Origin of the sequence: Arenibacter amylolyticus, from assembly GCF_002150785.1 — a bacterium.
Lineage (GTDB): Bacteria > Bacteroidota > Bacteroidia > Flavobacteriales > Flavobacteriaceae > Arenibacter > Arenibacter amylolyticus.
Window position 1 is genome coordinate 108,746 of sequence record NZ_MTAZ01000004.1, and the last position, 20,630, is coordinate 129,375.

The 20,630-nt window shown below is 42.1% G+C and carries 21 protein-coding genes; 13 read left to right on the forward strand and 8 right to left on the reverse strand.

Annotated features, from left to right (window positions below):
- Positions 1-123: 123 nt before the first annotated feature.
- From BV214_RS01220 to BV214_RS01250, 7 genes are all read left to right on the forward strand, one after another.
- On the forward strand, positions 124-657 hold the full coding sequence (locus tag BV214_RS01220; protein ID WP_086475651.1) for a YceD family protein: 534 nt from the start codon (positions 124-126) through the stop codon (positions 655-657).
- An 8-nt stretch (positions 658-665) separates the two neighbouring features.
- The gene (gene rpmF, locus BV214_RS01225) at positions 666-863 is read left to right on the forward strand and encodes a 50S ribosomal protein L32 (RefSeq protein ID WP_026808788.1); all 198 of its coding nucleotides are present in this window, start codon (positions 666-668) and stop codon (positions 861-863) included.
- Positions 864-1,036: 173 nt separating this feature from the next.
- Positions 1,037-2,032, forward strand: a complete 996-nt coding sequence (locus tag BV214_RS01230) for a beta-ketoacyl-ACP synthase III (protein ID WP_086475652.1) — start codon at positions 1,037-1,039, stop codon at positions 2,030-2,032.
- A 36-nt stretch (positions 2,033-2,068) separates the two neighbouring features.
- The gene (accB, locus tag BV214_RS01235) at positions 2,069-2,554 is read left to right on the forward strand and encodes an acetyl-CoA carboxylase biotin carboxyl carrier protein (RefSeq protein WP_086475653.1); all 486 of its coding nucleotides are present in this window, start codon (positions 2,069-2,071) and stop codon (positions 2,552-2,554) included.
- An 89-nt stretch (positions 2,555-2,643) separates the two neighbouring features.
- A complete protein-coding gene (gene accC / locus BV214_RS01240; protein ID WP_086475654.1) occupies positions 2,644-3,996 on the forward strand; it encodes an acetyl-CoA carboxylase biotin carboxylase subunit in 1,353 nt (450 codons plus the stop codon).
- Positions 3,997-4,145: 149 nt separating this feature from the next.
- Positions 4,146-5,261: an NAD(P)/FAD-dependent oxidoreductase gene (locus tag BV214_RS01245; RefSeq protein ID WP_086475655.1), complete on the forward strand. Its 1,116-nt coding sequence runs from the start codon at positions 4,146-4,148 to the stop codon at positions 5,259-5,261.
- A 13-nt stretch (positions 5,262-5,274) separates the two neighbouring features.
- Entirely contained in the window at positions 5,275-5,730 is a 456-nt protein-coding gene (locus BV214_RS01250) for a 3-oxoacyl-ACP synthase (protein WP_086475656.1), read from the forward strand.
- A gap of 43 nt (positions 5,731-5,773) precedes the next feature.
- Here BV214_RS01250 and arfB read toward each other — a convergent pair whose 3' ends face one another.
- From arfB to BV214_RS01285, 7 genes are all read right to left on the reverse strand, one after another.
- Positions 5,774-6,178, reverse strand: a complete 405-nt coding sequence (arfB, locus tag BV214_RS01255) for an alternative ribosome rescue aminoacyl-tRNA hydrolase ArfB (RefSeq protein ID WP_086475657.1) — start codon at positions 6,176-6,178, stop codon at positions 5,774-5,776.
- Between the two features lie 6 nt (positions 6,179-6,184).
- The gene (locus tag BV214_RS01260; RefSeq protein WP_086475658.1) at positions 6,185-7,159 is read right to left on the reverse strand and encodes an ABC transporter ATP-binding protein; all 975 of its coding nucleotides are present in this window, start codon (positions 7,157-7,159) and stop codon (positions 6,185-6,187) included.
- 87 nt (positions 7,160-7,246) lie between these two features.
- Positions 7,247-9,403, reverse strand: coding sequence for a prolyl oligopeptidase family serine peptidase (locus BV214_RS01265; RefSeq protein ID WP_086475659.1), 2,157 nt, complete (start codon positions 9,401-9,403; stop codon positions 7,247-7,249).
- A gap of 145 nt (positions 9,404-9,548) precedes the next feature.
- Positions 9,549-10,538: an aspartate-semialdehyde dehydrogenase gene (locus BV214_RS01270; RefSeq protein WP_086475660.1), complete on the reverse strand. Its 990-nt coding sequence runs from the start codon at positions 10,536-10,538 to the stop codon at positions 9,549-9,551.
- 213 nt (positions 10,539-10,751) lie between these two features.
- Positions 10,752-11,162, reverse strand: a complete 411-nt coding sequence (mscL, locus tag BV214_RS01275; protein WP_086475661.1) for a large conductance mechanosensitive channel protein MscL — start codon at positions 11,160-11,162, stop codon at positions 10,752-10,754.
- An 81-nt stretch (positions 11,163-11,243) separates the two neighbouring features.
- On the reverse strand, positions 11,244-12,353 hold the full coding sequence (gene alr, locus BV214_RS01280; protein WP_086475662.1) for an alanine racemase: 1,110 nt from the start codon (positions 12,351-12,353) through the stop codon (positions 11,244-11,246).
- Entirely contained in the window at positions 12,350-12,988 is a 639-nt protein-coding gene (locus BV214_RS01285; RefSeq protein ID WP_086475663.1) for a thymidine kinase, read from the reverse strand. The genes alr and BV214_RS01285 overlap by 4 nt, the downstream gene beginning before the upstream one ends.
- Positions 12,989-13,186: 198 nt before the next feature.
- Between BV214_RS01285 and BV214_RS01290 the strand changes: the two genes are divergently transcribed.
- From BV214_RS01290 to BV214_RS01300, 3 genes are all read left to right on the forward strand, one after another.
- Positions 13,187-13,864, forward strand: coding sequence for a hypothetical protein (locus BV214_RS01290; RefSeq protein ID WP_086476003.1), 678 nt, complete (start codon positions 13,187-13,189; stop codon positions 13,862-13,864).
- A 130-nt stretch (positions 13,865-13,994) separates the two neighbouring features.
- Positions 13,995-14,666 carry a 16S rRNA (cytidine(1402)-2'-O)-methyltransferase gene (gene rsmI / locus BV214_RS01295; protein ID WP_086475664.1) on the forward strand — a complete coding sequence of 224 codons (672 nt, stop codon included), beginning with the start codon at positions 13,995-13,997 and terminating at the stop codon, positions 14,664-14,666.
- A 39-nt stretch (positions 14,667-14,705) separates the two neighbouring features.
- Positions 14,706-15,833, forward strand: a complete 1,128-nt coding sequence (locus tag BV214_RS01300) for a DUF819 family protein (RefSeq protein ID WP_086475665.1) — start codon at positions 14,706-14,708, stop codon at positions 15,831-15,833.
- A 36-nt stretch (positions 15,834-15,869) separates the two neighbouring features.
- Here BV214_RS01300 and BV214_RS01305 read toward each other — a convergent pair whose 3' ends face one another.
- Positions 15,870-16,460 (reverse strand): carboxymuconolactone decarboxylase family protein, encoded by a 591-nt coding sequence (locus tag BV214_RS01305; RefSeq protein WP_086475666.1) that lies wholly within the window; start codon positions 16,458-16,460, stop codon positions 15,870-15,872.
- 55 nt (positions 16,461-16,515) lie between these two features.
- On the opposite strand from BV214_RS01305, the gene BV214_RS01310 reads away from it, so the two are divergent.
- From BV214_RS01310 to recJ, 3 genes are read left to right on the forward strand one after another with little or no spacing between them, the layout of a single operon-like run.
- Positions 16,516-16,935, forward strand: a complete 420-nt coding sequence (locus tag BV214_RS01310) for an OsmC family protein (protein WP_176328432.1) — start codon at positions 16,516-16,518, stop codon at positions 16,933-16,935.
- Between the two features lie 28 nt (positions 16,936-16,963).
- A complete protein-coding gene (locus BV214_RS01315) occupies positions 16,964-18,874 on the forward strand; it encodes a peptide-N-glycosidase F-related protein (protein WP_086475667.1) in 1,911 nt (636 codons plus the stop codon).
- A 5-nt stretch (positions 18,875-18,879) separates the two neighbouring features.
- Positions 18,880-20,577: a single-stranded-DNA-specific exonuclease RecJ gene (recJ, locus tag BV214_RS01320; protein ID WP_086475668.1), complete on the forward strand. Its 1,698-nt coding sequence runs from the start codon at positions 18,880-18,882 to the stop codon at positions 20,575-20,577.
- Positions 20,578-20,630 lie beyond the last annotated feature (53 nt).

A 20,630-nucleotide genomic window follows, 5' to 3' on the forward strand; every position in this document is an offset into this window, starting at 1 on the left:
CAATGCTTTAGGGCGTCTCAAAGCACTTTTATTTATTTCTTTTGATTTGTTGGGATTTTATAAAATAATAGTATCTTTGCACCCGCCTTAATTGTGGCGGGTACATTAAAAACAAGTGTGGACATGATGACGCATAAGGAGTTTAGTATTCCTTTTTCAGGGTTGAAACAGGGAAAACACGAGTTTGAATATACCATTGAAAATAAGTTCTTTGAGTCTTTTGAGTACCATGAGTTTCACGAAGCGGATATAGATATTTCCGTTACCCTGAACAAAATGAGTACTATGATGGAGTTGGAGATGCATGCGCGGGGAACCGTAAATGTAAGCTGTGACCTGTCCAACGAGCCTTATGACCAAGATTTAGAAGCTAATCTAGAATTGGCAATTAAATTTGGTGATGAGTATAATGATGACAACGATGAGATTTTGATTATTCCGCATGCGGAACATCAAATAAACGTTGCACAATACATTTATGAAATGTTAGTGTTGACCGTTCCGCAAAAAAGGGTACACCCGGGAGTTTTGGACGGCAGTTTGCAATCGGAGGCATTAGAAAAGTTGGCGGAGCTTCAACCAAAAGAATTAAAGATAGACGAAGAAGATATAGATCCCCGTTGGGACGCACTAAAAAAATTATTAACGGATAAATAAGTTTCATAATGGCACATCCTAAGAGAAAAATCTCCAAAACCAGAAGGGATAAAAGAAGAACGCACTACAAGGCTGTAGCGCCTACCGTTGCAAAAGACCCAACTACTGGGGAAATGCATTTGTTTCACAGAGCCCACTGGCATGAAGGTAAATTATACTACCGCGGGGAGGTTTTAATTGACCAAACAGAAGAAGCTGTAGCATAATTTGTACGGAAAAATTACAATATGAACTCCCACTTATATAAGGTGGGAGTTTTTTTTATCAAAGATTAAAAATCTAAGAAACACTATATAATTGGGCTGAAAGTCATAGAAAATTACTAATTTTCACAAATTTTCAGTTGTTTTTGAAGGTTTATCGATAAAAACAAATTTGGATGAGTAAAATAACGGCGGCAATTACGGCTGTAGGGTCTTATGTACCAGACTTTGTAATGACCAATAAAATCCTGGAAACCTTAGTAGATACTAATGATGAATGGATTACTACCAGAACCGGTATTAAAGAAAGAAGGATTTTAAAAGGAGAAGGTTTGGGTACCTCCTATCTCGCTATAAAAGCGGCAGAACAGCTTTTGTCCAAAAGAAAATTAGATCCCAAGGAAATAGATATGGTTATTGTAGCCACGGCCACCCCAGATATGATGGTGGCAGCTACCGCAGCCTATGTCGCTTCGGAAATAGGGGCTGAAAATGCCTTTGCATACGATTTGCAGGCAGCCTGTTCTAGTTTCCTATATGGAATGTCTACCGCCGCTAGCTATATTCAATCTGGAAGATATAAAAAAGTACTGCTGATTGGGGCCGATAAAATGTCTTCTATCATTGATTATACGGATAGAACTACCTGTATTATTTTTGGCGATGGTGCCGGAGCGGTTTTGTTTGAGCCAGATACGGAGGGATTAGGGTTGCAGGACGAATACTTGCGATCTGATGGAATCGGGAGAAACTTCCTTAAAATGGATGCTGGAGGTTCTTTATTACCCGCATCGGAGGAAACCGTTAAAAATCGCCAACACTTTATTTACCAAGACGGGAAGTCGGTCTTTAAATTTGCAGTTACCAATATGGCAAATGCCGCTGCGAAGATTATGGAGCGGAATAACTTAACTCACGAGGATGTTAATTGGTTAGTGCCACATCAGGCCAATAAAAGAATTATTGATGCTACCTCCAATAGGATGGGCGTAGAAGATTCTAAGGTGATGATGAACATACAAAAATACGGAAATACCACATCTGCAACGCTACCACTATTGCTCAGCGATTACGAGAACCAGTTGAAAAAAGGAGATAATTTGGTTTTCGCTGCATTCGGAGGCGGTTTTACATGGGGTTCCATCTATTTAAAATGGGCCTATAATTCTTAAATTAGACGAAACCTAAAAATCTAAAACGAACTAACTATGGATATTAAAGAAATTCAAAGCTTGATCAAATTTGTGGCCAAATCAGGGGCTAGTGAGGTAAAACTAGAGATGGAAGATATTAAGATCACCATCCGTACCGGTACCGAAGGTTCCAAGGAGCCTACCTACGTACAGCATGTTCCCATGAATGCTCCCGTTGCTCAACCAACTTTGCCGCAGGCAGCAGCAGAACAGCCTGCCGTTGAAGTTACTAGAAAAGCAGAGGCCGAGGAAGATGATAAACTGGTTACCATTAAATCCCCCATCATTGGTACCTTCTATAGAAAGCCTTCCCCAGATAAGCCTGCTTTTGTAGAGGTGGGGTCCGTTATAAACAAAGGGGATGTTCTTTGTGTGATTGAGGCGATGAAGTTGTTTAATGATATTGAATCGGAAATTTCTGGAAAGATTGTAAAAGTACTTGTGGATGATAGTTCGCCAGTAGAATTTGATCAGCCGTTATTCTTGGTAGACCCCTCATAAGAAATTTTTAAATGCTAAATGTGGATGACCCGATGTGATCGGAGTCATACGGGTTTAAAAATTTGGAATACTAATTAAAATTTCAAGAGATGTTTAAAAAAATACTTATTGCAAATAGGGGAGAAATAGCGCTTCGTATTATCAGGACCTGTAAGGAAATGGGAATAAAGACGGTAGCGGTTTACTCCAAGGCGGATGAGGAAAGTCTTCATGTTCGTTTTGCGGACGAAGCAGTTTGTATAGGACCTGCAGCAAGTAGCGAGTCGTACTTGAAGATCCCAAATATTATAGCTGCTGCGGAAATTACCAATGCAGATGCCATTCATCCTGGATATGGCTTCCTTTCGGAAAACTCTAAATTCGCAAGGATCTGTAAGGAACACGATATAAAGTTCATCGGTCCTTCCGGAGAACATATAGATAGAATGGGTGATAAGGCTACGGCCAAAGAGACCATGAAAAAAGCAGGGGTACCTACTATCCCAGGGTCGGACGGACTCCTAAAAGATTTGGACCACGCTAAAAAAGTAGCCAAGGAAATGGGCTATCCCGTAATGATTAAAGCTACTGCCGGTGGTGGTGGAAAAGGGATGCGCGCAGTTTTCAAGGAAGAAGATTTAGCAAGAAACTTTGAGAGTGCCGTGCAAGAGGCCAAAGCGGCCTTTGGCAATGATGGCATGTATATGGAAAAGCTGATAGAGGAGCCAAGACATATCGAAATCCAAGTTGTAGGTGATCAGTATGGAAAGGCATGTCACCTTTCAGAAAGGGACTGTTCCATTCAGCGTAGACACCAAAAACTTACCGAAGAGACGCCCTCCCCGTTTATGACGGATAAATTAAGGGATGCCATGGGTAAGGCGGCGGTGAAAGCAGCCGAATACATACAATATGAGGGTGCGGGTACCATTGAGTTTTTGGTAGACAAACACCGTAACTTCTACTTTATGGAGATGAATACCAGAATACAGGTAGAGCATCCCATTACCGAGCAGGTGATAGATTACGACCTTATTAGGGAGCAGATCTTAGTTGCTGGAGGTGTGCCCATTTCCGGAAAGAACTACTTTCCAAAATTACACTCCATAGAATGTAGAATCAATGCCGAAGATCCGTTTAATAATTTTAGGCCTTCTCCGGGAAAGATTACCACCTTGCACACGCCTGGTGGCCATGGAATAAGATTGGATACGCATGTGTATAGTGGATATACCATTCCTCCAAATTACGATTCCATGATTGCAAAATTGATCACTACGGCACAGACTAGGGAGGAAGCCATTAATAAAATGAAACGCGCATTGGACGAGTTTGTAATAGAAGGTATCAATACCACTATTCCTTTCCATAGGCAATTGATGGATCATCCAGATTATTTGGCGGGTAATTATACCACCAAATTCATGGAGGATTTTGAAATGAAACCAGTCGCGGAAGACTAATAAAGGCATCCATAATGCCTAAGATTTTTAAAAAGCGAAGTAAGCTGAACAATGAACAGCTTGCTTCGCTTTTTTTTATGCCTAAAAATAAGGGGGAATCCTAGCATTTTCCTTTAACTTTAACTGCATCATTACAAAGATATCGGGATATGAATTTAAGTTTTTGGGAATATAAGACCTGGCTCTCCAATCTAGATTTTACAGTGGTGGGCAGTGGTATTGTCGGACTCAATTGCGCTCTCCAGTTAAAAGAGCGATTTCCTAAAGCCAATATCTTGGTTTTGGAGAAGGGGATACTACCGCAGGGTGCTAGCACCAAAAATGCGGGTTTCACTTGTTTTGGGAGTATTTCCGAGGTGTTATCCGATCTTGGCTCACATACTGAGCAGGAGGTAGTGCAGTTAGTACAGAAGCGATGGGAGGGCGTACAGCTGTTGCGCAAGAACTTGGGCGATGCGCAAATTGGTTATCTTAATTACGGCGGCCATGAGGTGTTCCTAAAGGGGCAGCAAGAGCTTTATAACCGGTGTATGGATAAGATAGAGAGCGTCAATAGCCTTTTAGAACAGGTGTTTAAGGCAGACTGTTTTGCAGTGCATCCCAACAGCTTTCAGTTTAAGAATGTAGAAAACAACTATATCAGCTCTAGCTTTGAGGGACAATTGGATACCGGGATGATGATGGACGCCCTGCTCAATAAGGTTTACAAGGCGGGTATCAAGATTCTTAATGGCGTTCAGGTAAAATCGTATGCAGAATCCCATAGCCAGGTAGCAGTGGAAACAGATCAGTTTCAATTTAATACGAAACACTTGTTGGTGGCCACCAATGGTTTTGCTGGCCAATTGCTTCAAGAGGATGTTAAGCCTGCTAGGGCGCAGGTGGTAATTACCCAGCCCATAGACCAGCTTCCTATTAAAGGCACCTTCCATTTGGATGAAGGCTATTACTATTTCAGGAACGTAGGCAATAGAATTCTCCTTGGGGGTGGTAGGAATCTCGATTTTAAAGCGGAGGAAACCAGTGAGTTTGGGGAAACGCCTCTTGTGCAAAATCGTTTAGAAGAATTATTGAAGACCATCATCTTACCCGAAATTCCCTTCCAAATAGACAGAAGGTGGAGCGGAATAATGGGGGTGGGAAATCAAAAAAAGCCTATTGTTAAACCATTGTCCAATCGCGTGTTTTGCGGCGTGAGAATGGGAGGCATGGGGATAGCCATTGGGAGTAGTGTGGGCAAGGAGCTAGCGGCATTGGTAGAATAAATTATAAGCTTAAATGAAACCTACTGTAAGAGAGGCATTGTATCGGTATTGTGAAACGTATATTCAGGATAGATATGCCCGAATTGAAAGACAGATACAATCCCTACAACAGGCGCTAATCTCGGAGACCAAGAGTAGTGCCGGTGACAAGCACGAAACTGGGAGGGCAATGATCCAATTAGAGCGCGAGAAGTTGGGAAATCAATTGGCCGAGGTTGAGTTACTGCAGCAGCGCTTTAAAAAAGTACCCTTAGAAGGTGCTTCCGACCAAGTAGTTTTGGGAAGCTTGGTATTTACTTCTCAATACCATTACTATATTGGGATTAGTGCGGGTAAGGTTACCGTAGAAGACCAAACCTTCTTTGCTATCGCCCCCAATACGCCCATGGGGAAGTTATTGATGGGAAAATCCCAAGGCGAATGTATCAACTTTAATGGCAGCGAGTTTTGTATCACTGCGATTGGCTAGGGGAATTCCTGGCGAGAACTTCCCTGGTTAGAAAATGCAGGGCTTAATCCATACTTGGTTTTCCGCGATACGCTTTTTTTTGTGCCAATTGCTTCTTTTGTCTTAAGCGTTTTTCCTTAGAGGCTCGGGTAGGTCTTGTTTTTCGTCTAGGTTTCGGTTTCCTAAGGCCTGCTTCTAGCATTTCTAGTAGCTTCTCAATAACCCGTTCCTTGTTTTTGTGCTGACTACGGGTTTCTTCGCTCCAGAGTACCAAAACCTTTTCTTTGGTTAGTTTATGGGACAGTTTTTTGAGAATCAAGCTTTTCTCCTGATCCGTAAGGGAGTTGGATTTGCCAATATTAAAGTAAACCGCCACCTTGGAAGAAACCTTGTTTACATGCTGCCCTCCTGCCCCACTGCTGCGAACGGCCTTAAACTTTAATTCTTGTATAAGCAGCTCCTTGTCCAAACGGTGTTATTGTTTTAAACGTTGATTAATGGTCTCCAAAGAGATGTTTAGGAATACTTTCTTCTTAGGTTTAAGCGCTTTGTCTGAATGAAATCGGATAATTTCTTCCCCAGACAAGGCTTCTATAAGATAGTAGCTGCCCATAAAATAACTTTTTTTTACAACCACTGGGATCCCCGATTTTTTGGAGACCTTAAACTCATGGGCGTAGACAATTATTTTACGCTTGGTATCGGCATAGGATTTTACAATTTCTATGGGAATATGGTTTGCCTCGCCAAAAAGGGTAGCCGTGTAAATATTCCTAGGATTAAAGTAAAGAGTTTCCGTTTCCTCGTCTGCCAATATTTCCTGATCCCTAAGCACCAAAACCCTATCTGCATATCCCAAAATATCGTGGTGGTCATGGGTTGCGGTAATACAACTGATTCCTTTTTCCTTAAGATAGTTGAACAAATTTCTTCTAAGCTTGTTCTTTCTAAGATTGTCTATATGGGCAAAGGGCTCGTCTAGAAGTAATAATTCGGGCTCCTGTGCCAAGGCTCTGGCTAGGGCCACCCGTTGTTGTTGTCCGCCACTTAGTTTTTCTATCTTAACCTTGGAAAACTCCACCATATCTATCATTTCTAACAGTTCTTGGGTGCGCTCCTTTAATTCTTCGGGGTAGAAAACCGATAAGAATTGGCTAACATTCTCCTCTACGCTGGTATAAGCCATTAACTCTAGGTCTTGGGCCAAGTACTTCATATAGGGTTCTCCGGGCACCAAATTAAAGTTAGGTCCCAGCACTTTTTTATCTCCCCAATGTATTTCGCCTTCATTGGGTTGTAGAAGTCCATAAATAAGCTGAAGTAAAGTACTCTTTCCGCATCCGCTCTCCCCAACAATGGAGACATGTTCTCCTTTAGCTACAGTAAAGTCTATATCCGTTAGGATGGGTGCTTTGTGATATGAAAATGAAAGGGAGTCTACTTGTAACATGGTCTTGTGTTATAAGGGGTACTGGAATAAAAAAAGTCCATTTCAAAAAAGAAATGGACTTAACAAAAATATCAATTAAATTGAAACCTACCCTTTAATTTCCTTTAAAACTGACTGATTGGGAAGATTCTGGAAACCCATATTGTACAGGGTAAAGCCAAAAATGTCCGCAGTTTGCTCAATAGTCTTGCTCACTGGGGTGCCTGCCCCATGGCCGGCATTGACTTCTATCCTAATAAGTACTGGGTTGTCTCCTTCCTGCTTTTCCTGAAGGGCAGCAGCAAATTTAAAGCTATGTGCTGGTACAACCCTATCGTCATGGTCTCCTGTAGTAATAAGGGTAGCAGGATATGCGGTGCCACTTTTAACATTATGCACGGGAGAGTAGTTTTTTAGGTATTGGAACATTTCCTCGTTGTCCTCTGCCGTTCCGTAGTCGTAAGCCCAACCTGCACCAGCGGTAAAGGTATGGTAGCGCAACATGTCTAACACGCCCACAGCGGGAAGGGCTACCTTCATCAATTCCGGTCTTTGGGTCATAGTGGCCCCAACCAATAAACCGCCATTGGAGCCTCCTCTAATGGCTAAATAATCGCTAGACGTATAATTGTTGTCAATTAAATACTCGGCAGCCGCTATAAAGTCGTCAAAAACATTCTGCTTTTGCATTTTGGTACCGGCATCATGCCATTTTTTTCCATATTCGCCACCTCCCCTTAGGTTGGGAACGGCGTAAATACCACCTTGTTCCATCCAAACGGCATTGGTAATGCTGAAAGAGGGGGTTAGGCTAATGTTGAATCCGCCATAACCGTATAGGATGGTCGGATTTTTACCGTTTAGTTCCAATCCTTTTTTATGAGTGATGATCATGGGTATCTTAGTACCGTCCTTAGAGGTGTAGAACACTTGGTTAGATTCGTACTCTTCCGGATTAAAATCTATTTCCGGTTTCCAATACAATTCATATTCCCCAGTAGCTACATTGTATTTGTACGAAGAGGAGGGGGTATTGTAATTGGTAAAGGAAAAATAGAATTCCTTTTCATCTTTCTTGCCTCCAAAACCACCGGCACTACCGATACCGGGAAGCTTTACCTCGCGAATCTTTTTGCCATCATAATCGTACTGGTATACTTTAGAGATGGCGTCTACCATATATTCTGCAAAGAGGAATCCCCCACCAATGCTGGCTGTAAGAACATGCTCTGTTTCAGGAATTAGGTCTTTCCAGTTTTCGGGAGCTGGATTGGCCGCATCTACAGTAACTATTTTTTTGTTGGGTGCTCCTAAATTGGTAACCAAATATAGGGTAGATCCTACATTGTCTAAGATGGAAGTATCCGAGTCCGTATGGTCTATAATTGGATATAATTTGCTGTTAGGCTTGGTAAGATCTTTTATGAACAGCTTGTTCCCCGAAGTTGAAACAGAAGCAGATACCAATAGATAGCGGTTGTCTTCCGTAACCCTTCCACCTACGTAGCGGTGCTTTTCCGAGGGAATTCCACCAAAGACAAGTTCGTCGTCTTTTTGGGAAGTTCCCAATTTGTGGTAGTACAATTTGTGCTGATCTGTTTTGGCAGATAGTTCGCTGCCTTTAGGCTTGTCATAGCTAGAGTAGAAGAAGCCTTCATTGCCTTTCCAAGAGATGCCGCTAAATTTGATGTCCACCAGGGTATCCTCTACAATTCTGCGGGTTTCTGTTTCCATGACAATCACCTTACGCCAATCACTACCTCCCTCAGAAATGGAGTAGGCGGCTATAGAGCCATCGTCCGAAAAACTAAGACCAGATAAAGAGGTGGTGCCATCTTCAGAGAAGGTATTGGGGTCTAGGAAAACCTCTTCTTCCTCGTTATCCTTACTTCGGTATATAACGTACTGATTCTGGAGTCCGTCGTTTTTGTAAAAATAGGTGTAATCCCCTTCCTTAAACGGAGATCCCAATTTTTCATAATTCCATAAGGTCTCCAAACGTTTTTTTAGTTGGTCTCTAAAGGGAATTTGGTCTAAATAATCGAAGGTGGTTACATTTTGTTCTTTTACCCAAGCCTCCGTTTCCTTACTTCTATCATCTTCCAACCATCTGTAGGGGTCGGGTACCTCGGTTCCAAAATAATGGTCTACCGTATCAACTTTTTTAGTAACGGGATAATTCAACACAATCGCATCTTTTTTTTGATCTGTACCACAGGCCAGTACAAAGCTGGCAGCAATGGTGGTCAATACTATTTTCTTCATATGTTAATTAGATAGGTGAAGCTCAAAAATACTACAAAAAAAACCTTTGCAGCAAGTAAGGATGCAAAGGTATTTTTTAGGGTTCTATCTCCTTGCGGAGGATGTTGTAAAAACGTGGTGCCAAATGGCAGTCCTAGGTAGTGAGTTATACCAATTTATTCTCTACCAAGTACTCTGCAATCTGTATTACGTTGGTGGCGGCACCTTTTCTTAGGTTGTCTGCAACGATCCACATGTTTAGTGTGTTTGCTTGGGTTTCATCCCTTCGGATTCTTCCAACAAATACGTCGTCCTTGCCATGGGCATAAATAGGCATTGGGTAGGTGTTGGTATCTGTATTATCCTGTACAACAATACCTTTGGTTTCGCTTAGCATTTTACGAACCTCGGAAAGTTCAAAGTCGTTCTCGAACTCTACATTTACAGATTCGGAATGTCCGCCAGAGGTAGGGATACGTACTGCAGTGGCCGATACCGAGAAGCTATTGTCGTTAAGTATTTTTATAGGCTCCTGGGCCAATTTCATTTCTTCTTTGGTATAGCCGTTTTCCAAGAATACATCGCAATGAGGTAGCGCATTTTTCCCAATTGGGTACGGATAGGCCATTTCTCCTTCTACGCCGGCAATTTCATTTTCTAACTGTTGAACCGCTTTTACACCTGTCCCAGATACGGACTGGTAGGTAGAAACTACCACACGTTTCATTTTGTATTTATTGTGTAGCGGTGATAGGGCCATAACCAACTGAATGGTAGAACAGTTTGGGCTGGCAATAATCTTGTCTTCCTCGGTGAGTTCATGGGCATTAATCTCCGGAACAATCAACTTTTTGCTAGGATCCATTCTCCAAGCGGAAGAGTTGTCTATAACCGTAATTCCGGCCGCTGCAAATTTAGGGGCCCATTCCAATGAGGTGTCGCCACCTGCCGAAAAGACTACCAAGTTTGGTTTGGCTTCCAAAGCGGTTTGTAAGCCAATAAGCGTATGCTCCTTTCCTTGGAAAGTTAATTTTTTACCTACCGATCTTTCTGAGGCTACCAATAACAATTCGGTTAATGGAAAGTTGCGTTCTGCCAATACGTTCAGCATTACTTCTCCAACCATTCCAGTTGCTCCAACTACAGCTACTTTCATTGTAATAAAATTAAAATTGAGACGGCAAAGGTACTCATTAAAGCGTTGGGTACAAGCAATTCATCTAATTTTATTAAAAATATAACAGATTGTTACATATAAAACATTGGTGCGGAAAAAAACCGTCAGCTTTGTGCTAATGACAAGGCTAACGGTTTGGGTTGATTGGTTAGTTGGTGGTCTAATCTTTAGACCGGTACAATAAGATTGGTTTTATTGTTTCTTTAATAGGTCCCTAATCTGGGTCAATAATTCTTCCTGACTAGGTCCTTTGGGTGCTTCTTTTTTAGGAGCGGGTGGTTTTTTGGTTTTGTTGTACGCCTTTACAATAACGAAAAGTACAAAGCCTACAATTACTAAATTAACGATAGAATTTACCCATGCTCCATAACGGATAGCACTTTCTGGTTTGGTGACAGTCCCATCGGATGCAACTACTGCTTCGGAGAGTACGATCTGCATTTCTGAGAAATCCATACCGCCGGTAAAATACCCTACAATAGGCATCATAATGTCATTTACAAAGCCATTCACCACTAGGCTCACGGCACCCGCCAGAATAACTGCAACGGCTAAATCAATGACATTTCCCGTCATGATAAAATTCTTGAATTCCTTTAGCATACGCGATGGTTTAGTTTATTGGTTGGTTTTTGCAGTACTGCAATGTAATAAAAAAAATCTATCTTAACAAAATGCTAAAAATTATTTCCCGATGTAAACCCGCTTTATTCGTTGAGAAATTCCTGTTAGTAGTTCGTAGGAGATGGTATCGGCGTACGCGGCCATGGTATCTGCACTGTGAGTCTTGCCAAAAACAATTACTTCGTCCCCTTCTTGGCATTTTATTCCAGTAATATCTATCATCACCATATCCATACACACATTTCCAATAATGGGTGCCAGTGTTCCATTGACCCATACGTGTCCTTTGTGGTTGCCGTAGATTCTTCCCAATCCATCGGCGTGTCCCAAGGGTAAGGTAGCGGTAACCGTAGGGGAAGTAGCTATAAAGCCTCTGTTGTAGCCTACACTTTGGTTGGGTTCAATCTTGTGGATCTGGGAAATAATGGTTTTTAGGGTGGCAACCGGAATCAGTTGGGCGTCTTCGGAGGCTTCATTACCATAGCCATAGATGCCTATTCCGCTTCTAACCATATCAAATTGGGCCTGGGGATAATTAATTATTCCGGAGGTATTTAATAAATGTAAGAGTGGGCGGTCTTCAATTTTATCCAATAATTGGGTGGCGATCCGCTTAAAAGCCTCAATTTGGGAAAGGGAAAACTCCTGTTCGTTTATATCTTCGGAAGCCGCCAAGTGAGAAAATAAGGAGGCTACTTTTACTTCCTTAGCCCCTTGTAGTTGCTCTATGAGAAAATCTACCTCCCTTTCCGAGAACCCTATTCTATTGAGACCAGTATTAAGTTTTAAATGCACTGGATACCTAGTTTGCTGCAATGCTTTGGCAGTCCGTAAAAAGGAAGTTAAAACCAGTGGGGAATACAGGCTTGGTTCTAACCGGTGTTCTATTATTCTGGGAAAACAGACGCGTTGTGGATGTAGTACTAGGATGGGCAGTGTTACACCTGCTTCTCGCAAAGCCACCCCTTCATTGGTATAGGCAACGGCCAGATAATCGGCTCCCAAGTTTTCCAGTTTTTTTGCAATGGCTACGGAATCGCTACCATAGGCAAATGCTTTAACCACTCCTAAAAATTTGGTATCTTTCTTAATCTTAGACCTTAGGTGGTTGTAATTGTGTTCTAGGGCATGGAGATCTATCTCTAGAACGGTTTCTTGAACCTTGCTCATTTATTTTCTTTTGGCAATATCACCTCCTGGGAAGTAACTTGTATAGCATTCACTTTTTCCTTTAGCATTGCCTTGTAGTAGGCAGCTCTGCTTAAGGGTTCGTACTCTTCCGTTTCACCCAAGAGTACTAAATTTTCACTACGGGTCTTTCTAAAACTATAGTTGGCCAAGTTTCCGGTACGGGTGCACACGGCATGTACCTTGGTAACGTATTCTGCGGTGGCCATTAGCGCGGGCATGGGGCCAAAGGGATTGCCCTTGAAATCCATATCTAAGCCTGCTACCACTACGCGGATCCCCTTATTGGCCAAATCGTTGCAGACCGCTACTATTTCGTCGTCAAAAAATTGAGCTTCGTCAATACCCACCACATCACAACCATCGGCAAGCAATCGGATATTAGTAGCTGCTGGTACCGGGGTAGAGCGTATTTCGTTTGCATCGTGGGAAACAACCATTTCTTCATGATAGCGAGTATCTATCATGGGTTTAAAAATTTCCACTTTCTGCTTGGCAAACTGGGCTCTTTTTAAACGTCGGATAAGTTCCTCGGTCTTTCCAGAGAACATAGAACCACAGATAACTTCTATCCATCCGAATTGTTCTTTAGGGTTAACAGTATTTTCGAGAAACATTTTGTAATTTTAGACGAAAGTAATTTGTTTTCCGTTAATTTAATAGGAGGCATAAAATTATTAAAAAAATAATCCAAGTGGCATTATTGTTGAGAAAAGTTGGACTAGGGGCCATCTTTTGATTGCCACCCTTATATTACTTGTAGAATTGTGATAATGGTGCTCCCTAGGAGTCCAACTTTGGTAAAACTTATGAACATGAAAAAGAGACTTAAAGAGGAACTGAGAAAATTATCGACCGAAATCCTAACTGCCCGGGACATGGGGGACATTTCTTCCCTTTACGAAACCTCCAGGGAATTATATGAAAAGTTAGCGGTGTTAAAATATATAGAGGATAAGTTAAACGAGGTAGAGATCGATGTTTCCAAGAGTTCTATCGGCTCAAGATTTGAAACCATGGCCAATTCCGTTTTAAGTGCCAATTCCTCCGTACCCGAAAGCAATCCGCACAAAGAGGATATTATTACCCCAGGAATCGACACCATAAAGGATATGGTTTCAGAGATGCCTAGTTCTACCACCATAGATGAGGTGCTTTCCCAATTTACTTCCAAACAGGAGCTCATCAATGATAAGGACCTTTTTATGCGCAAAGAGGGGAGTCAGGCTAATCCTGTAAGTAGTAAAGACACCACCCAGGTCCATAGGAATATCAAGATAGACCTCAATGATAAACTGGCCTTTGTGAAGCATCTTTTCAATAATAGTATGGAAGACTACAATAGGGTCTTGTCTCAGCTTAGTACCATAGATACGGAAGAGCGATCTATTGCTTTTATTGTTAATATGGTAAAACCAGATTATGATAACTGGGTGGGCAAGGAAGAGTACGAAAAGCGCTTTATGGATATGATCTCAAGAAAGTTTTCCTAGAGAACTGCTTTAAAAATTTTTCAATTGCAAGCTGCCTATTCCAAAATACCATACCCAAGGGTATTTTGTGGGATATAGGTGTGCCCTTGGGGGCATTTTTCATTATTTTTACCAGCTATCACAACTGTTCATGGGGAAATTATACATTGTACCTACACCAATAGGAAATTTGGAGGATATTACCTTTAGGGCCATTAGGGTGCTAAAGGAAGTAGATCTTATTTTAGCGGAAGATACCAGAACCAGTGGTAAGTTGCTGCATCATTATGGGATAGAAACCAATATGCAGAGTCACCATATGCACAACGAGCATAAAATGGTAGACGGAATTGTAAAGCGACTACAGGCTGGGGAGAACATTGCACTTATCTCTGATGCAGGCACCCCAGCTATTTCGGATCCTGGATTTTTATTGACTAGGGCCTGTGTGCAAAACCATATAGAGGTAGATTGTCTACCGGGGGCTACGGCCTTTGTACCCGCTTTGGTTAACAGTGGCCTGCCCAATGATAAGTTTGTGTTTGAAGGGTTTTTGCCCGTAAAAAAGGGGAGGCAAACCAGGCTTACCCTCCTTGCCGAGGAACCCAGAACCCTTATTTTTTATGAATCTCCCCATAAACTGGTGAAGACCTTGGGGCATTTTGTCTCCTATTTTGGGTCGGAAAGGCAGGTCTCGGTTTCTAGGGAGCTTAGCAAAATGTACGAGGAAACTATACGTGGTACCCTGGAAGAGGTGTTGGCGCACTTTACCGAAAACCCACCAAAAGGGGAAATTGTAATTGTGTTGGCGGGTAAAAAATAAATAGTTCAAAATCCGCTTAAAAAAAACTAAATTGAGGTAATGTTATTACCTTGGTTTATTACCCTAATTACGGTACTCTCGATCTATTTTTTGGATCGATGGGAAAATAGGCATATTAAATCCCTCTTCGATTGGGTTCCCGCTATTCTTCTGGCATATATTATTCCTGCCATTATATCCTATGTGTTACAGCTAGACCTATCCCAAGCAACAATCCATCAATACAGTAAAGATTATTTTGTGCCCTTGGCTATAATCGCGGTAATGGGGAGCTTATCCATGATGCAGCTAAAATCTATTGGGTGGAAACCTATTCTATTATTTATTTCCGGGTCATTTTGTATTGCTTTGTTGCCCGTTATTCTCAGTCTGTGGTTTTCAGAAACCTCCCTGGTTTCCATTACCTTGGTCGCCGAGGGATATTGGAAGGGTATTCCGCCAATTGTTGGGAGTTGGATCGGGGGCAGTACCAGTCAGTTGGTCTTAAAGGAATTGGTAGATTGTCCTGAGAATATTTTTCTTTCCGTATTGGTGATGGATAATGTGTTGGTAAATGTCTGGACCATATTAATGTTCCAGATCATTAAGAAAAGTAAGTTCCTAAATCGAAAATTGGGGATTACGGATTTTGGGATGCCCCAAGAGCTAAGATCTGTTAAGAAACACGTATGGTCGGGATGGGTTTGTTTTTTAGTGCTCTTTTCGTTTGTTGTATTGTGCAATTGGATCCTTGATAGCTTTGTGGTTAAGATTATAGTGCTTTCTATAATTGGATTGCTACTAAGCAATGTTTTTCCTAGGTGGAACTTTAGGTTTGTTCTAAAATTTGGTGGTATACTAATAATTATCGTGATGGCCGTTTTGGGGTTGAAATTACGAATCGCGACGCTGGGCTTTAACACCTCTTTCCTCGGATTTTTAATCGTTTGGCTGCTTGGGCATTTTGTTTTTATGATAGGGGTAGCCAAGCTATTGAATATTAATATGGCGTGGGTACCCATAGCCAGTATGGCCAATGTTGGTGGAATTGCTACTGCCCCTGCAGTTACGGCTGCCTATGAGGAGAAATGGATGCCCCATGCAGTGATACTGGCCATTCTTAGTATGGCAACCGGTACCTTTTGGGGAATGTTCACCATTTATTTATTGGAGGTGTTATTAATTTGAACGTATTTATAAATCCTAGAGGAGTAGTGGAGGATTCTAAACGTGTTTTCCCTTCTCCCATCCGTATTTCTCCAAATAGCGTTTGCCACAGTCAACCGCATCTTTCTCCAAAGTGGTGCCCATGGTATCGTTCCATCTATTAAGGAATCCAAAAAGGGAAATTACGCCCAGCATTTCTACAATCTCACCTTCATCCCAATATTTGTACAGGTTTTTTTTGACTTTTGCATTCATGGTGTTGGGGACTTGGGAAGCTGCCAAACTAAAGTCTAAAGCGGCCCTTTCGGCTTCCGTGAAGGCCGCATGTGTCCGATATTCCCAAATATTGTTCAGCTTTTCGTTGTCGGTACCATAGCGTTCTGCGGCCAATATGGCGTGTGCCTGGCAATATCTACAGCCCGTAGCATTGCTGCTCACCCATGCGATCATGCGCTTTAAGGTAGCGTCTACCCGCCCATGATTGGCCATTACTGCCTTGTTTAATTGTATGAAAGCTTTGGAGATTTCGGGCCTATGCTGCATGGTCAATACAGAATTTGGACAAAACCCCAGAGTTTCGTTAAAAAATTCGGCCAAAACTTTTGTTTCGGGATCGTGGTTTATATCTAATGGGTTAACGAGCGGCATGGTTGTGTTTTTATACGTATTTTTGGGCAATACAAGTAACAAAAAATTTATATCGATGACAAATCATATTACTACTAAATGGCTTGGTAACATGACCTTTGAAAGCAATAATATCTCTGGTAACAAATTAATTATAGATGTTGCTCCCGAAGATGGAGGGGAAGGTCAAGGATTTCGCCCCAAGGCGTTAATGTTAACCAGTTTGGCAGGATGTTCTGGGCTGGATGTGGCTTCTCTAATTAAAAAAATGAAATTGGAGGTAGAAGAATTTACCATAGAAACCATTGCCGATATAACCGAGGAGCATCCTAAGTACTACAATAAGGTGAGGCTAGAGTACCATTTTAAGGGAGCTAACTTGGACGAGAAAAAATTACAGCGTGCAGTAGACCTGTCCATAGAAAAATATTGTGGTGTCATGGAAATGTTCAGGCAATTTGCAACCTTGGAAATTAAGACCATATTTAAAAAGTAATCCCCAAAATCCCCTTATATCTTTTTTGATGATCAGAAAATACCTTTCTATTCTAGGCCTCCTTTTTGGAGTGCTTCATGGCCTAGATGCACAAGAGACGCAACATATTATTTCACATAATAAGGAAACTATTGTTACCGACCCTTCCAAGGGCGCAAACAGTTATAAACGGGAAGTGGTCTTCCCTGGAAAAGAAAAAGAGATTAGGCAGATAATGCTAAATCTAAGATTTGAGTGTCCGGATGGGATGCGGTGCGCAGACTGGGATTATGTAGACCATATAAAGGTGATGCCCAAAAACGACTCCACTACCTATGAAATTGCTAGGATGCTTACCCCGTATGGAGGCCGATTTCAAAAGGATTGGAGTTTTAATTGGAAGGTAGATATTACGGATTTCAGTCCAATTTTAAGGGATTCTGTGGTGGTGGATTACATCCATACCGGATGGGAAGACAATAAAACAAGAGGTTGGAAGGTTACCGTAGATTTTGAATTTACCTATGGTAAGCCTGCTGTGGAAGCCTTAGCTGTTCATAAGATCTACGATGGCTATTTCAGTTATGGGGATAAGGCAGACCCTATAGAAAATCACCTAGTGCCGGTAAACCTCCAAGCCAATTCTAAAGCTACCTTCGGAAAAGTAAAGGTGTTGCAGACCGGTCATGGGATGGATGCCAATGGATGTGGGGAGTTTTGTGATAAATACCGGGAAATTCTTTTGAATGGTCAGGTTATTCATTCCCAGCAATTATGGATGCAATGTGGCGATAACCCCTTATATCCTCAGGCGGGTACTTGGATCTTTGATCGTGCCAATTGGTGCCCTGGATACCTCTTACAGCCAGATGAGGTATTGTTTAACCTCAGTTCTAACGAAGCCTATACGGTAGATCTGGATATGGAACCCTATGAAACGGAGAATCCGAGCGCCCGGGAACTACTGGTGGCCTATGTGTTAGAATATGGAAAAATCACCGCTGACAATGATGCTACTTTGGTAGACATAATCAATCCCTCCAATGAGGAGATCTACAGCCGTAAAAATGAGCAGGGCGCCCTAGCGGTGATCAGAATTAAGAACAACGGGAAAAACAACCTGAAATCCCTAATGGTGCACTATGGACTGGAAGGGGAAAAGCCCAAAAAGTTTAAGTGGGAGGGCGATCTCCCCTACGGAGAAACGGCATTATTGACCCTTCCCGAGGAAATATATACAGCGCAAGAAACTGCTATATTTAAGGTAGCGCTTAAGAGGCCAAATGGTAAAAAGGATGGATTTATGGCCGATAATGCCAAGCAATCTGTCTATACCCGTCCGGACATACTTCCCGAAAATGTGGTCATTTATTTTAAGACCAATAATAAACCAGAGCAGAATCAATACAAGGTGACGGATAGCTTTGGAAAAGTATGGTTTAAAAAGGATAGCGTATCCCTTTCGCCCAATACCATCTATAGGGATACCCTTCAACTGCCACAGGGGAATTATACCTTTATGGTAGAAGATTCTGCAGGAGACGGATTAGAGTTTTGGTACAAGGCTAGGGACGGCCGTGGAGACGCAAGGCTATTAGATACCCTTGGGCGTGCCATTAAGCATTTTAACTCCGATTTTGGAAGTCATATCATTTATAACTTTAGGGTAGAGCCCTCCGTTCCTTATCATTTGGATAATGCGCCATCGGTAACCATGTTTCCCGCTAGAACGGATGGGCCGGTTACGCTAGACTATTTTGCGAATGAAGCAAAAGAGGTAACGGTAACCATTAGCCAGCAAGAGGATGAATCCAAGGTTATGGAGACCCATTTGTATAGTACCTTAGACAAGGGAACATTTACCTATGACCTATCCTACCTGCCAAAAATGCGGTATACGCTAAAGGTAGAGGTAGATGGAGAGGTAATATTTAAGAATAGGATTAGGTTAAAAGAGTAAAGACTATGCGTTGGACCATTATGCCAAAACCGGAAGAGGAGCAGATCAATGCCCTTGCTACTGCGCTTGGGGTAGATGATTTGGTGGCACAGCTGTTGGTGCAACGGGGAATTACCACTTTTGACGAGGCCAAAAGGTTCTTTAGACCAAAATTGTCGCAACTCCATGATCCCTTTTTAATGAAGGATATGGAGTTGGCCGTTGCCCGTATAGAGGAGGCAGTGGCCAAGGGCGAGAATATCTTGGTCTATGGAGATTATGATGTGGACGGTACTACCTCTGTAGCCTTATTGTCTTCCTACTTGGAGTCTTTCTATCCCAATGTGGCTACCTATATCCCAGACCGATATACGGAAGGCTATGGGGTTTCCTTCCAAGGGGTAGATTTTGCGGAAGACAATGATATTACCCTTATTATTACGTTAGATTGTGGGGTAAAGGCTATCGATAAGGTGGCTTATGCCAAGGGAAAAGGAATCGATTTTATCATCTGTGACCATCATAGACCAGGGAGTGAGCTCCCAGAGGCAGTAGCCATCCTAGATCCCAAAAGGGAAGATTGTCCCTATCCATACGACGAGCTCTGTGGATGCGGGGTAGGTTTTAAACTTATACAAGCCCTAGGGTCTAAGAGAGGGCAAACCATAGACGATCTTATTCCCTATCTAGACTTGGTGGCAACTGCTATTGGAGCAGATATTGTCCCCATTACCGGAGAGAATCGTATTCTGGCCTATTGGGGATTAAAGGTAATCAATGAAAATCCTAGAATTGGGTTTAAGGCCATTATCGATCAAATAAAGAAAAAGGAACTTACCATTACCGATGTTGTTTTCATCATTGCACCCCGTATTAACGCTGCGGGACGTATGGAGCACGGCCAACACGCCGTAAACTTATTGCGAGAGCAGGATTTGGAAAAGGCAAAGGTATTTGCCAGCGAAATAGAGGTATATAATACGGATAGAAGAAATCTGGATCAGGAAATAGCGAAGGAGGCGCTGCTGCAAATCTCTGAAAATAGTGAGGAAGAAGCTTATACCTCCGTGGTTTATAAGGATGACTGGCATAAGGGGGTTATTGGGATTGTAGCATCCAGGCTAATGGAAACCTATTATAGACCTACCCTTGTCTTTACCAAAAGTGGGGATAAATTGGCCGCTTCTGCCCGTTCCGTGAAAGGATTTGATGTGTACAGGGCGCTGGAACAATGTGCAGATACCATAGAGCAGTTTGGCGGACATAAATACGCTGCGGGATTAACCATGTTGGAGGCAAACTACGAGGCTTTTAAAGCCCGCTTTGAAGAGGTGGTGTCCCAGAATATAGATAGAAAGCTGTTGTCGCCAGAAATTAAGGTCGATGCCATTATCTCTATCGATAACATAAGCCCTAAATTAATGCGCATTGTAAAGCAATTTGCGCCATTCGGTCCAGGAAACCAAGCTCCGGTGTTTATGGCAGAAAACTTGATGGATACTGGCTATGCCAAGGTGGTAGGTAATGATGGAGGGCATTTAAAATGTAGAATTGCAGATGCTGGGATAGGGTCCAGGGGACGAAGTTTTGATGCCATCGGATTTAATCTGGGGATTAAGTTAGATCGGGTAAAACAAAAGGGTTTTAGTGCGGTCTTTTCCTTAGATGAAAACGAATGGCAAGGAAAAATTAGCCTTCAATTAAGGTTGAAGGATGTTAAATAACCCAATACTTCCTAATTGAATAAAAGGAGATTCTAAAGGAATACCTATAAATA

What these genes read in the sequence shown, in the direction of transcription:
- accC (WP_086475654.1), top strand. Translation starts at nt 2,644, where the DNA reads ATGTTTAAAAAAATACTTATTGCAAATAGGGGAGAAATAGCGCTTCGT.
- BV214_RS01230 (WP_086475652.1), top strand. Translation starts at nt 1,037, where the DNA reads ATGAGTAAAATAACGGCGGCAATTACGGCTGTAGGGTCTTATGTACCA.
- recJ (WP_086475668.1), top strand. Translation starts at nt 18,880, where the DNA reads ATGCGTTGGACCATTATGCCAAAACCGGAAGAGGAGCAGATCAATGCC.
- alr (WP_086475662.1), bottom strand. Translation starts at nt 12,353, where the DNA reads ATGAGCAAGGTTCAAGAAACCGTTCTAGAGATAGATCTCCATGCCCTA.
- BV214_RS01315 (WP_086475667.1), top strand. Translation starts at nt 16,964, where the DNA reads ATGATCAGAAAATACCTTTCTATTCTAGGCCTCCTTTTTGGAGTGCTT.
- accB (WP_086475653.1), top strand. Translation starts at nt 2,069, where the DNA reads ATGGATATTAAAGAAATTCAAAGCTTGATCAAATTTGTGGCCAAATCA.
- BV214_RS01245 (WP_086475655.1), top strand. Translation starts at nt 4,146, where the DNA reads ATGAATTTAAGTTTTTGGGAATATAAGACCTGGCTCTCCAATCTAGAT.
- BV214_RS01260 (WP_086475658.1), bottom strand. Translation starts at nt 7,159, where the DNA reads ATGTTACAAGTAGACTCCCTTTCATTTTCATATCACAAAGCACCCATC.
- BV214_RS01265 (WP_086475659.1), bottom strand. Translation starts at nt 9,403, where the DNA reads ATGAAGAAAATAGTATTGACCACCATTGCTGCCAGCTTTGTACTGGCC.
- mscL (WP_086475661.1), bottom strand. Translation starts at nt 11,162, where the DNA reads ATGCTAAAGGAATTCAAGAATTTTATCATGACGGGAAATGTCATTGAT.
- BV214_RS01270 (WP_086475660.1), bottom strand. Translation starts at nt 10,538, where the DNA reads ATGAAAGTAGCTGTAGTTGGAGCAACTGGAATGGTTGGAGAAGTAATG.
- rsmI (WP_086475664.1), top strand. Translation starts at nt 13,995, where the DNA reads ATGGGGAAATTATACATTGTACCTACACCAATAGGAAATTTGGAGGAT.
- BV214_RS01290 (WP_086476003.1), top strand. Translation starts at nt 13,187, where the DNA reads ATGAAAAAGAGACTTAAAGAGGAACTGAGAAAATTATCGACCGAAATC.
- BV214_RS01310 (WP_176328432.1), top strand. Translation starts at nt 16,516, where the DNA reads ATGACAAATCATATTACTACTAAATGGCTTGGTAACATGACCTTTGAA.
- BV214_RS01220 (WP_086475651.1), top strand. Translation starts at nt 124, where the DNA reads ATGATGACGCATAAGGAGTTTAGTATTCCTTTTTCAGGGTTGAAACAG.
- BV214_RS01300 (WP_086475665.1), top strand. Translation starts at nt 14,706, where the DNA reads ATGTTATTACCTTGGTTTATTACCCTAATTACGGTACTCTCGATCTAT.
- rpmF (WP_026808788.1), top strand. Translation starts at nt 666, where the DNA reads ATGGCACATCCTAAGAGAAAAATCTCCAAAACCAGAAGGGATAAAAGA.
- BV214_RS01305 (WP_086475666.1), bottom strand. Translation starts at nt 16,460, where the DNA reads ATGCCGCTCGTTAACCCATTAGATATAAACCACGATCCCGAAACAAAA.
- BV214_RS01250 (WP_086475656.1), top strand. Translation starts at nt 5,275, where the DNA reads ATGAAACCTACTGTAAGAGAGGCATTGTATCGGTATTGTGAAACGTAT.
- BV214_RS01285 (WP_086475663.1), bottom strand. Translation starts at nt 12,988, where the DNA reads ATGTTTCTCGAAAATACTGTTAACCCTAAAGAACAATTCGGATGGATA.